Origin of the sequence: Pseudomonas sp. GD04091, from assembly GCF_029836165.1 — a bacterium.
GTDB lineage: Bacteria > Pseudomonadota > Gammaproteobacteria > Pseudomonadales > Pseudomonadaceae > Aquipseudomonas.
Genome location: NZ_JAOEBG010000020.1, coordinates 1 through 12,353 on the forward strand (window position 1 = coordinate 1; position 12,353 = coordinate 12,353).

8 protein-coding genes are annotated in these 12,353 nt (G+C 63.3%); 5 read left to right on the plus strand and 3 right to left on the minus strand.

Annotated elements, in window-relative coordinates:
- Positions 1 to 58: 58 nt before the first annotated feature.
- Entirely contained in the window at positions 59 to 2,542 is a 2,484-nt protein-coding gene (locus N7422_RS20495; protein ID WP_279808261.1) for a glycogen/starch/alpha-glucan phosphorylase, read from the minus strand.
- Between the two features lie 198 nt (positions 2,543 to 2,740).
- Between N7422_RS20495 and N7422_RS20500 the strand changes: the two genes are divergently transcribed.
- Positions 2,741 to 3,145 carry a YkgJ family cysteine cluster protein gene (locus N7422_RS20500; RefSeq protein ID WP_198744613.1) on the plus strand — a complete coding sequence of 135 codons (405 nt, stop codon included), beginning with the start codon at positions 2,741 to 2,743 and terminating at the stop codon, positions 3,143 to 3,145.
- Positions 3,146 to 3,347: 202 nt separating this feature from the next.
- Here the strand turns inward: N7422_RS20500 and typA are convergent, their stop codons facing one another.
- Together typA and thiI are read right to left on the minus strand one after the other, a co-directional pair.
- Positions 3,348 to 5,168, minus strand: coding sequence for a translational GTPase TypA (gene typA / locus N7422_RS20505; protein WP_279808262.1), 1,821 nt, complete (start codon positions 5,166 to 5,168; stop codon positions 3,348 to 3,350).
- Positions 5,169 to 5,295: 127 nt separating this feature from the next.
- Complete coding sequence (gene thiI / locus N7422_RS20510) at positions 5,296 to 6,750, minus strand: tRNA uracil 4-sulfurtransferase ThiI (RefSeq protein ID WP_279808263.1); 1,455 nt, start codon at positions 6,748 to 6,750, stop codon at positions 5,296 to 5,298.
- A gap of 491 nt (positions 6,751 to 7,241) precedes the next feature.
- On the opposite strand from thiI, the gene glnA reads away from it, so the two are divergent.
- The 4 genes from glnA to ntrC all read left to right on the plus strand — a co-directional run bounded on the left by glnA (position 7,242) and on the right by ntrC (position 12,110).
- Positions 7,242 to 8,648, plus strand: coding sequence for a glutamate--ammonia ligase (gene glnA, locus N7422_RS20515; RefSeq protein WP_279808264.1), 1,407 nt, complete (start codon positions 7,242 to 7,244; stop codon positions 8,646 to 8,648).
- Positions 8,649 to 8,799: 151 nt separating this feature from the next.
- Positions 8,800 to 9,339, plus strand: coding sequence for a chorismate mutase (locus N7422_RS20520; RefSeq protein WP_279808265.1), 540 nt, complete (start codon positions 8,800 to 8,802; stop codon positions 9,337 to 9,339).
- 252 nt (positions 9,340 to 9,591) lie between these two features.
- On the plus strand, positions 9,592 to 10,677 hold the full coding sequence (glnL, locus tag N7422_RS20525; RefSeq protein WP_279808266.1) for a nitrogen regulation protein NR(II): 1,086 nt from the start codon (positions 9,592 to 9,594) through the stop codon (positions 10,675 to 10,677).
- Positions 10,674 to 12,110 (plus strand): nitrogen regulation protein NR(I), encoded by a 1,437-nt coding sequence (gene ntrC / locus N7422_RS20530; protein WP_279808267.1) that lies wholly within the window; start codon positions 10,674 to 10,676, stop codon positions 12,108 to 12,110. Before glnL ends, ntrC begins: the two co-directional genes overlap by 4 nt.
- The last annotated feature ends 243 nt before the right edge of the window (positions 12,111 to 12,353 follow it).

The window sequence follows — 12,353 nt, forward strand, 5'->3', positions numbered from 1 at the left end:
CTGCGCGGCCCTTTCGCGACACAAGGCCGCTCCTGCAGCGATTGAGCAGGCTGCGGCCTCAATCCAACGCCTTCCAGATCTCGGTCGCATACTCGCGAATGGTCCGGTCCGACGAGAACCAGCCCATCCGCGCCGTGTTCAGCACCGCCATGCGCCACCACTCCTGCGGCGCATGCCACAGCTCCTCGACGCGGCGCTGGGCATCCCAGTAGGCATCGAAGTCGGCGCACACCAGGAAGCGGTCATAGGCGATCAGCCCATCCACCAGCCCGGCGTAACGCGCCGGATCGTCCGGCGAGAACACCCCGCTGCGGATCGCCTGCAGCACGTCGCCCAGGCGATGCGAGGCGGCGATCGCCGCGGCGGCGCCGAAATCGCCGCTGCGCTTGCGCGCCTCCACCTGCTGGGCGGTCAGACCGAAGATGAACATGTTCTCGGCGCCGACCTGCTCGCACATCTCGACGTTGGCGCCATCGAGCGTGCCGATGGTCAGCGCGCCGTTGAGGCCGAACTTCATGTTGCTGGTGCCCGACGCCTCGTAGCCGGCGGTGGAGATCTGCTCGGACAGGTCCGCCGCCGGAATGATGCTCTCGGCCAGGCTGACGTTGTAGTTGGGCAGGAACACCACCTTGAGCAGGCCGCGCACGGTCGGGTCGTTGTTGACCACCCGGGCGATGTCGTTGGCCAGCTTGATGATCAGCTTGGCCTGGTGGTAGCTGGCCGCGGCCTTGCCGGCGAAGATCTTCACCCGCGGCACCCAGTCGGTGCCGGGGTCGTTGCGCATGGCCTGGTACAGCGCCACGGTGTGCAGCAGGTTGAGCAGCTGACGCTTGTACTCGTGGATGCGCTTGACCTGGACATCGAACAGCGCCTCCGGGTTGACCGTCACCCCCAGCCGATCCTGGATGATGCTGGCCAGGGCGCGCTTGCTGTGCAGGCGCTGAGCGGCGAACTGCTTGCGGAAGGTGGCCTTGTCGGCGAACGGCACCAAACCCTTGAGCTTGCCTTCCGGGTCGTCCAGCACCTGCGCGCCCAATGCCTCGATCAGCATCGCGGTGAGTTGCGGGTTGGACTGGTACAGCCAGCGGCGGAAGGTGATGCCGTTGGTCTTGTTGTTGATCCGCTGCGGGTAGAGCTTGTGCAGCTCGGCGAACACCGTGCTCTTCATCAGTTTGCTGTGCAGCGCCGACACGCCGTTGACACTGTGCGAGCCCAGGAACGCCAGGTTGCCCATGCGCACCCGCCGGCCGTTGTCTTCCTCGATCAGCGACACCGCGCGCAACACGTCGAAGTCGTGCAGGCCTTTCGCCCGCAGCGCATCGATGTGGTAGGCGTTGATCAGGTAGATGATCTGCATGTGCCGCGGCAGCATGCGCTCCATCAGCGCCACCGGCCAGGTTTCCAGAGCCTCGGGCAGCAACGTGTGGTTGGTGTAGGCCAGGGTCCCGACCGTCAGCTCCCAGGCCTTGTCCCAGGGGATTTCGTGCTGGTCCACCAGCAGCCGCATCAGCTCGGCGACGGCAATCGACGGGTGGGTGTCGTTGAGCTGGATGGCGGCGGCTTCCGGCAGGTTGAGCAGGTCCTTGTGCATGTTCAGGTGGCGGCGCAACAGGTCCTGCAGCGAGGCAGAGACGAAGAAGTACTCCTGACGCAGGCGCAACTCTTGCCCGGCTTCGGTGCTGTCGGCCGGGTACAGCACCCGCGAGATGCTTTCGGCCCGCGCCACCTCGGCCACCGCGCCCAGGTGATCGCCGGCATTGAAACGCTCCAGGTGCAGCTCTTCCAGCGCCCGGGCCCGCCACAGGCGCAGGGTGTTGACGCTGGCGCCGCGCCAGCCGACCACCGGCGTGTCGTAGGCCACCGCTCGCACCGTCTCGCCCGGCCACCAGACCTGGCGCTGCTGGCCATTGCTTTCGTGCACCGTCTCGACGCTGCCGCCGAAGCTGATCGGGTAGATCACCTCGGCGCGTTCGAACTCCCAGGGGTTGCCGAAGTCCAGCCAGTTCTCGGTCTGCTCCTGCTGCCAGCCATCGACCACGGCCTGGCGGAACAAGCCGTGCTCATAGCGGATGCCATAACCGTGGGCGGCGATGCCGAGCGTCGACATGCTCTCCATGAAGCACGCCGCCAGGCGCCCCAGGCCACCGTTGCCCAGCGCCGCGTCGGGTTCGAGCAGGCGGATGCGCTCCAGGTCGACATCGAGGTCCTGCAGCGCTTCCCGGGCGATCTCCAGATAGCCCAGGTTGCTCAGGCTGTCGTACAGCAGCCGGCCGATGAGGAATTCGAGGGAAAGGTAATAGACGCGCTTCTGGCTTCGCCGGTAGGCCTGGCGGGTGTGGTCCATCCAGTGGTCGACCATGTGGTCGCGGGCGGCCAGGGCGATGGCTTCGAACCAGTCATGGTCGAAGGCGTGTTCCGGATCCTTGCCGACCGCGTAGGTCAGCTTGGCCAGCACGGCGGCACGAAAGGCGGCCACCTGCGCGTCATGTGCCTCGGCGGTCGTCGGGACCTTGGCGTCGCGGGCCTGATTTTCCTGGGACATGGGGCATCCTCGGGCAAGTGGGCGAAAGCGCTGGGAGATTGTTCAGCCTAGACGCTCTGACACGGAGCGACAGCGACGGTTCGCGGTTTTCATCGACCGCTCGCCGAACCGGCAAAAGGTTGTTCACAAATTGAACAACTCCGGTATGATCGCGCGCCCCAAAACCGTGATTTCCCTTGCAAGAATAAAACCGCAACCATGAAACCGACCCTGATCGCCGCCGCCGAAGTCGACCGCCTGGAGACCTGGCAGCGCTATGCCAGCCACATGTGCGGTGGCTGCCACTCGACCTGCTGCACCCTGCCGGTGGAGGTGAAGATCAAGGATCTGATCCGCATCGGCGTGGTGGACGAATTCGAAAAGGACGAACCACCGAAGAACATCGCCAAGCGCCTGCAGAAGGACGGCATCATCGAACGCTTCAACCAGAAGTCGGGGATCTTCACCCTGACCCGGATGAGCAACGACGACTGCCTCTATCTGGACCGCAAGAGCCGGCTGTGCACCATTTACGACAAGCGCCCGGATACCTGCCGCAATCATCCCAAGGTCGGGCCGCGGCCGGGGTATTGCGCTTACAAGCCCAAGGTGGCCACCCGTTGATCCTGCTTTGCTTTTGACATCCTGGGGCTGCCTTGCAGCCCTTTCGCGACACAAGGCCGCTCCTACAAGGGCCCGCTATCTCCTGTAGGAGCGGCCTTGTGTCGCGAAAGGGCCGCAAAGCGGCCCCAATTTCTCAAGGCAAACAAAAACGCCCCCGGCCTTTCGACCGGGGGCGTTTTTTCATTCAGCCTGAACTAATGACTCAGTTCTTGGCTTTCTTGGCAGCGCGGGTACGCTCGCCTTCGTCGAGGATCTTCTTGCGCAGACGGATCGACTTCGGCGTGACTTCGCACAGCTCGTCGTCCTGGATGAACTCCAGAGCCTGCTCGAGGGTGTGGCGAACCGGCGGAACCAGGGCGATGACTTCGTCCTTGCCCGAAGCACGCATGTTGTCGAGCTTCTTGCCTTTGGTCGGGTTCACGCCCAGGTCGTTGTCACGGCTGTTCAGGCCGATGATCTGACCGTTGTAGATGTCCTGGCCGTGCTCGATGAACAGCTTGCCACGAGCCTGCAGGGTTTCCAGCGAGTAGGTCAGCGCCTTGCCGGTCTCGATCGAAACCAGAACACCGTTCAGACGGCCGGACATCTGGCCCGACTTCATGGTGTCGTAGCGATCGAAGATCGAGGTCAGGATGCCAGCACCGTTGGTCAGGGTCAGGAACTGGTTACGGAAACCGATCAGACCACGCGCCGGTACGTTGTACTCCAGACGCACGCGACCCTTGCCATCCGGCGCCATGTTGGTCAGGTCGGCTTTACGCAGGCCCATCTCTTCCATGACCTTGCCCTGGGATTCCTCAGGGATGTCGATGGTGACGTTCTCGAACGGTTCCTGCTTCACGCCGTTGACTTCACGGATGATCACTTCAGGACGGCCCACGGCCATCTCGAAGCCTTCACGACGCATGGTTTCGATCAGAACCGACAGGTGCAGCTCACCACGGCCGGAAACCTTGAACTTGTCGGCCGAGTCGCCTTCTTCAACGCGCAGTGCAACGTTGTACAGCAGCTCTTTGTCCAGACGTTCCTTGATGTTGCGGGAAGTCACGAACTTGCCTTCCTTGCCGCAGAACGGCGAGTCGTTGACCTGGAAGGTCATCGAAACGGTCGGCTCGTCGACGGTCAGCGGCTTCATCGCCTCAACGACGTTGATGTCGCACAGGGTGTCGGAGATGAACAGCTCGTCGAAACCGCTGATGCAGACGATGTCGCCCGCCTGGGCTTCTTCGACGTCGACGCGGTGCAGGCCGTGGTGGCCCATCAGCTTGAGGATACGGCCGTTACGCTTCTTGCCGTTGGTGTCGATGGCGACGACCGGGGTGTTCGGCTTGACGCGACCACGGGCGATACGGCCAACGCCGATGACACCGAGGAAGCTGTTGTAGTCCAGTGCGGAGATCTGCATCTGGAACGGGCCGTCACGGTCGACAGCCGGCGCCGGTACGTTGTCGATGATCGACTGGTACAGCGGGGTCATGTCTTCGGCCATGGCGGTGTGGTCGAGACCGGCGATGCCGTTCAGGGCCGAGGCGTAGACAACCTGGAAGTCCAGCTGGTCGTCGGTGGCGCCGAGGTTGTCGAACAGGTCGAAGATCTGGTCCAGAACCCAGTCAGGACGCGCGCCCGGACGGTCGACCTTGTTGATCACGACGATCGGCTTCAGACCGGCTTCGAAGGCCTTCTTGGTCACGAAGCGGGTTTGCGGCATCGGGCCGTCCTGGGCGTCGACCAGCAGCAGCACGGAGTCGACCATCGACATCACACGCTCCACCTCGCCACCGAAGTCGGCGTGGCCGGGGGTGTCGACGATGTTGATGTGGTAGCCGTTCCAGTTGATGGCGGTGTTCTTCGCCAGAATGGTAATGCCGCGCTCTTTTTCCTGGTCGTTGGAGTCCATGACGCGCTCGTCGTTGAGCTCGTTACGCTCCAGGGTGCCGGACTGGCGCAGGAGTTTGTCGACCAGGGTGGTTTTACCATGGTCAACGTGGGCGATGATGGCGATGTTACGCAGATTTTCGATCACAACTGTATCTCGATCAGAGGATTCGGTTGCCGCCAGTGTAGGCGGCCAATATGTACTGTTTAAGGCTCAGCGGGCCCGGCGGTCGGGAGGGCGATGGCGGATGCTGCCGCCATACAGCCCTGGCGTCTTATGTCGGACGATAAACACGCACATTGGCATGTCCCTCACTGAGCAGGTGGTGTGCGTGCAGACGGCTCATCACACCCTTGTCGCAATACAGCAGGTACTGGCGGTTGGCATCCAGGTGCTTGAACTTGCTGTTGATCGCGTAGAACGGCATGGCCTGGACTTCGACGCCTTCGAGCACCAGGGGTTCGTCTTCCTGGGCATCGGGGTGACGAATGTCGATGACGATCTGGCCCGGCAGGGCCTCGGCCACCTCTTCGATTTCGATATCCTTGCCCAGCTCGTCGATCACATGGTCGATGGAGATGAACTTGGCGCGCTCCAGGGCGCGCTCCAGCACCGCCATGTCGAACTGCTTCTCTTCATGCTCCATGCGGTGACGCTTGGCATGGGTGGTCGGGTTCACCGAGATCACGCCGCAGTATTCGGGCATGTGCTTGGCGAAGTCGGCGGTGCCGATCTCGGTAGCCTGGTCGATGATGTCCTGCTTGTGGCTGGCCAGCAGCGGGCGCAGCACCAGCTTGTCGGTGGCCGAATCGATGATCGACAGGTTCGGCAGGGTCTGGCTGGAGACCTGGGAGATTGCCTCGCCGGTGACCAGCGCATCGATCTCCAGGCGGTCGGCCATGCGCGCGGCGCCGCGCAGCATCATGCGCTTGAGGGTCACGCCCATGTAGCTGTTGTCGACCTTGTTGAGAATCTCGCCGACCACTTCCTCGAACGGCACGCTGATGAACAGCACGCGCTGGCTGCTGCCGTATTTCTTCCACAGGTAGTGGGCCACTTCCATCACGCCCAGCTCGTGGGCACGGCCACCGAGGTTGAAGAAGCAGAAGTGGGTCATCAGGCCACGGCGCATCATCTGGTAGGCCGCCACGGTGGAGTCGAAACCACCGGACATCAGCACCAGGGTCTGCTCCAGGGCGCCCAGCGGGTAGCCGCCGATGCCGTTGTGCTGGTTGTGGATCACGTACAGGCGCTGGTCGCGGATCTCGATGCGTACCAGCACTTCTGGCTTCTTCAGCTCGATGCCGGCTGCGCCGCACTGCTGGCGCAGCTGGCTGCCGACGTAGCGGTCGACGTCCATCGAGGTGAAGTCGTGGTGGCCGCCACGCTTGCAACGCACGGCAAAGTGCTTGCCGGCCAGCAGGTGGCCAAAATGGTGCTTGCACTTGGCGACGATATCGTCGAAGTCGCCCAGCGGGTACTCCTCGACCTGCAGGAAGTGGGTGATACCCGGGGTGCAGGTGAGGCGCTCGATCATCTCGCGCTGGATCTTCTCGTCCTCGACGCGGGTGACCACTTCGAGGTTGTCCCAGACACCATCGACCACGAGCTCAGGATCGAGATCCTTGAGCACGTTGCGGATGTTCTTGCCGAGCTGGCGGATGAAGCGCTTGCGCACCGGCCGGCTCTTGATGGTGATTTCCGGGAAGACTTTGACGATAAGTTTCATTGGTTTAACAGCGCGCGCCGGGCCTGCCGAAATTAGGGGGCGCGAATTATAGCGGAAATTGCTCAAGGTTTGAGCAACTTTTGATCAGAAGCTTTGAGATGAATGCAACAGGGGACTTCTACAGCGCCTGCACGGGCCCTTTCGCGGGTGAACCCGCTCCCACAGGGATCGCACAGTCATTGAAGCCGGTGCAGATTCTGTGGGAGCGGGCTTACCCACGAAAGGGCTCCCGAAAGAAGCACAAGACCACGTCATTGCACCAAAATAGTGCGTCAAATTCAAAAAGCGCCTTCAAAGGGTGCAGTCTTTCCACCCCGTCACCTCGTAAATACCCGCAAACGCCCCCTTTTATCCCGCGCTCGCCATTTTCGGGCACTGGCATGCAATTTGCTCCCTTGTGAGGCAGGTAAGCTTGGCCGACTATCCGCGCCCGGCGACACTCTTTTTCCAGGGCAGCGGCCCACCGCGCCCTAGACCATCCGGAGGACAACATGTCGAAGTCGGTTCAACTCATCAAGGATCATGACGTCAAGTGGATTGATCTGCGTTTCACGGACACCAAAGGCAAGCAGCACCACGTCACCATGCCGGCTCGCGACGCGCTGGATGAGGACTTCTTCGAAGCTGGCAAGATGTTCGACGGCTCGTCGATCGAAGGCTGGAAAGGCATCGAAGCCTCCGACATGATCCTGATGCCGGACGACTCGTCCGCCGTGCTGGACCCGTTCACCGAAGAGCCGACCCTGATCCTGGTCTGCGACGTGATCGAGCCGTCCACCATGCAGGGCTACGACCGCGACCCGCGCGCCATCGCCAAGCGTGCCGAGGAGTTCCTGAAGTCGACCGGTATCGGTGACACCGTCCTGGTGGGCCCGGAGCCTGAGTTCTTCATCTTCGACCAGGTCAAGTTCAAGTCGGACATCTCCGGCTCGATGTTCAAGATCTACTCCGAGCAAGGCTCCTGGATGACCGACCAGGACGTCGACGGCGGCAACAAGGGCCACCGCCCTGCCGTCAAGGGCGGCTACTTCCCGGTTCCGCCGTGCGACCACGACCACGAAATCCGCACCGCCATGTGCAACGCCATGGAGGAGATGGGCCTGGTCGTCGAAGTTCACCACCACGAAGTGGCCACCGCCGGCCAGAACGAGATCGGCGTGCGCTTCAACACCCTGGTGACCAAGGCTGACGAAGTCCAGACCCTGAAGTACTGCGTGCACAACGTGGCCGACGCCTACGGCAAGACCGCCACCTTCATGCCGAAGCCACTGTACGGCGACAACGGCTCGGGCATGCACGTGCACATGTCCATCTCCAAGGATGGCAAGAACACCTTCTCCGGCGAAGGCTATGCCGGCCTGTCCGACACCGCCCTGTACTTCATCGGCGGCATCATCAAGCACGGCAAGGCCCTGAACGGCTTCACCAACCCGGCCACCAACTCCTACAAGCGTCTGGTGCCAGGCTTCGAAGCCCCGGTGATGCTGGCTTACTCGGCCCGCAACCGTTCGGCCTCGATCCGTATTCCTTACGTTTCCAGCCCGAAAGCCCGCCGTATCGAAGCGCGCTTCCCGGACCCGGCCGCCAACCCGTACCTGTGCTTCGCCGCCCTGCTGATGGCCGGCCTGGACGGCATCCAGAACAAGATCCACCCAGGCGACGCCGCCGACAAGAACCTGTACGACCTGCCGCCTGAAGAGGCGAAAGAGATCCCACAGGTTTGCGGCAGCCTGAAGGAAGCCCTGGAAGAGCTGGACAAGGGCCGTGCGTTCCTGACCAAGGGCGGCGTGTTCTCCGACGACTTCATCGATGCCTACATCGAGCTGAAATCGGAAGAAGAGATCAAGGTCCGTACCTTCGTCCACCCGCTGGAATACGACCTGTACTACAGCGTTTGATGTAGGCGACGCCTGGCGTCACCGACATCGATCTGAAACGGCCTCCCTCGGGAGGCCGTTTTCGTTTGCGCGACTGCAAGATCGGACTAAACCTATAGCCACCCTCGATCAACTGCAGAGACTCAGGTCTCCATCCCCCCAGGAGACCACCATGCGTACCTCCCTTGCCCTGATCTGCAGCCTGACCTTGTCCGGCTGCGCCTCCCCTGCGCCGCCCACACCGGCACTCGGGCACTTGCTCGACACCCTCGAGCGACGCCTGGACCTCGCCGAAGCAGTCGCCCTGCACAAGTGGGACCGCCAGCAACCGGTGCAGGCCAGCGTTCGCGAAGCGCAGGTACTGGCCAGCGTGCGCCAGGCCGCCCCCTCCCATCAGCTGGCGCCGGCCCGGGCCGAAGCATTCTTCGCCGACCAGATGGAGGCCAACAAGCTGCTCCAGTATCACCTGCTCGACAGCTGGCACCTCGCCCGCCAGGCGCCCAACCTCCCGCGGCGCGACCTGAGCCACGATATCCGCCCGGCGCTGGACCATCTGCAGGACCAACTGCTCGACGCCCTCGCCCGCTTCGACCAGGCACCGCCCTGCGCGTGCGCCGACCGCCTGGCCGATGCCCTGAGACAGCGCACACAGGACCCGACCCGCCATCTTGCCTTGGTCCGTGCCAGCGGCCAGCTGTGCAAAATACCTTGATCACCCTATGCTCCATATTGGTGCATGGATAGGATGCACGCCCCATCATGCATCCCAATTTGGGTCACAAGAATCGATAAACCAGGGCTTTCTGGCCTGAACTCGCGCCTATCCAGGGCTTTGTCCGGAATTTCCGCTTCTTTTCGGAGCCTTGGTTTGGTTCTTGCATTTTCACTGCATCCAGCACGCCATCCCTGTGCGCCCCGGCAGGTCCCGGGGCGCCAATGTGCCAAAAGAGGTCAACGACGCCTTATGACCATCAGCGATGCACAGCACCGTCTGCTCCTGGACAACCTGACCACCGCCACCTTGCTGCTCAACGGCGAGCTGCGCCTGGAATACATGAATCCGGCCGCGGAAATGCTCCTGGCCGTCAGCGGGCAGCGCAGCCATGGGCAGTTCATCAGCGAGCTGTTCACCGAGTCGGCCGAGGCGCTCAACTCGCTGCGCCAGGCGGTCGAGCAGGCGCACCCGTTCACCAAGCGCGAAGCGCAGCTGACCTCGCTGACCGGGCAGAGCATCACCGTGGACTACGCGGTGACGCCGATCCTGCACCAGGGCCAGACCCTGTTGCTGCTGGAGGTTCACCCACGTGATCGGCTGCTGCGCATCACCAAGGAAGAAGCCCAGCTGAGCAAGCAGGAAACCACCAAGATGCTGGTGCGCGGCCTGGCCCACGAGATCAAGAACCCGCTGGGCGGGATTCGCGGCGCGGCACAGCTGCTGGCCCGCGAGCTGCCCGAAGATGGCCTGCGCGACTACACCAACGTGATCATTGAGGAAGCCGACCGCCTGCGTAACCTGGTCGACCGCATGCTGGGCTCGAACAAGCTGCCCTCGCTGGCCATGACCAACATCCACGAAGTGCTCGAACGGGTCTGCAGCCTGGTCGAGGCGGAAAGCCAGGGTGGCATCACCCTGGTGCGCGACTACGACCCGAGCCTGCCGGACGTACTGATCGACCGCGAACAGATGATCCAGGCCGTGCTCAACATCGTGCGCAACGCCATGCAGGCCATCAGCAGCCAGAACGAGCTGCGCCTGGGCCGCATCACCCTGCGCAGCCGCGCGGTGCGCCAGTTCACCATCGGCCATGTGCGCCACCGCCTGGTGGCCCGGGTCGAGATCGTCGACAACGGCCCGGGCATTCCCGTGGAACTGCAGGACACCCTCTTCTATCCCATGGTCAGCGGCCGCCCGGACGGTACCGGGCTGGGCCTGGCCATCACCCAGAACATCATCAGCCAGCACCAGGGTCTGATCGAATGCGAAAGCCACCCTGGGCATACCGCCTTCTCGATCTACCTGCCCCTGGAACAAGGAGCCACCGCCTCATGAGCCGAAGTGAAACCGTCTGGATCGTCGACGATGATCGCTCCATCCGCTGGGTCCTGGAAAAAGCCCTGCAACAGGAAGGCATGACCACCCAGAGCTTCGACAGCGCCGATGGCGTCATGGGCCGCCTGGCCCGCCAGCAACCGGACGTGATCATTTCCGATATCCGCATGCCGGGGGCCAGCGGCCTCGACCTGCTGGCGCAGATCCGCGAGCAGCACCCGCGCCTGCCGGTGATCATCATGACTGCCCATTCCGACCTGGACAGCGCCGTGGCTTCGTACCAGGGCGGCGCCTTCGAGTACCTGCCCAAGCCGTTCGACGTCGACGAGGCGGTGTCGCTGGTCAAGCGCGCCAACCAGCATGCCCAGGAGCAGCAGGCGCTGGACGTGCCCCAGGCTCTGGCCCGCACGCCCGAGATCATCGGCGAGGCCCCGGCGATGCAGGAGGTGTTCCGCGCCATCGGCCGCCTGAGCCACTCCAACATCACCGTACTGATCAACGGCGAGTCCGGCACCGGCAAGGAGCTGGTGGCCCACGCCCTGCACCGCCACAGCCCGCGCGCGGCGGCCCCGTTCATCGCCCTGAACATGGCGGCGATCCCCAAGGACCTGATGGAGTCCGAGCTGTTCGGCCACGAAAAAGGCGCCTTCACCGGTGCGGCCAACCTGCGCCGGGGTCGTTTCGAACAGGCCGATGGCGGCACGCTGTTCCTCGACGAGATCGGCGACATGCCCGCCGACACCCAGACCCGTCTGTTGCGGGTGCTGGCCGATGGCGAGTTCTACCGGGTCGGCGGCCACGTGCCGGTGAAGGTGGACGTGCGCATCATCGCCGCCACCCACCAGAATCTCGAGTCACTGGTGCAGGCCGGCAAGTTCCGCGAAGACTTGTTCCACCGGCTCAATGTCATCCGCATTCATATCCCGCGCCTGGCCGATCGCCGCGAGGACATCCCCGCGCTGGCCCGCCACTTCCTCGGCCGCGCCGCCCAGGAACTGGCGGTGGAGCCCAAGCTGCTCAAGCCGGAAACCGAAGCGTTCATTCGCAACCTGCCGTGGCCGGGCAACGTGCGCCAGCTGGAGAACACCTGCCGCTGGATCACCGTGATGGCTTCCAGCCGCGAGGTGCTGATCGGCGACCTGCCGCCGGAGCTGCTCAACCTGCCTCAGGACGCCACGCCGGTGACCAACTGGGAGCAGGCCCTGCGCCAGTGGGCCGACCAGGCCCTGGCACGCGGCCAGTCGAACCTGCTCGACAGCGCCGTGCCGAGTTTCGAGCGGATCATGATCGAGACCGCGCTCAAGCACACCGCCGGCCGCCGTCGCGATGCCGCGGTGCTGCTGGGCTGGGGGCGCAATACCCTGACGCGCAAGATCAAGGAGCTGGGGATGAAGGTCGATGGCGGGGATGATGACGAAGGTGAAGAGCACTGATCACAGTGCTTAAAGGACATCGCGGGGCAAGCCCGCGATGCTTCGATGCACCGAACCTGTGCCGCTTGCACCGAGTGAAGGCAAAAAACCCGTCAAATTCTGGCCAGACAGCCATCAACGCCAGCGTTTTCAGGCATCTAAAACCTGGCACGCCCCCTGCAATAGACACCGTATCTCCAGTTTCGGGGGCCTCGGTACAGGCAGGCCGGGATACCCCCTCTTTAATTTGCAATCGCGCAAGTT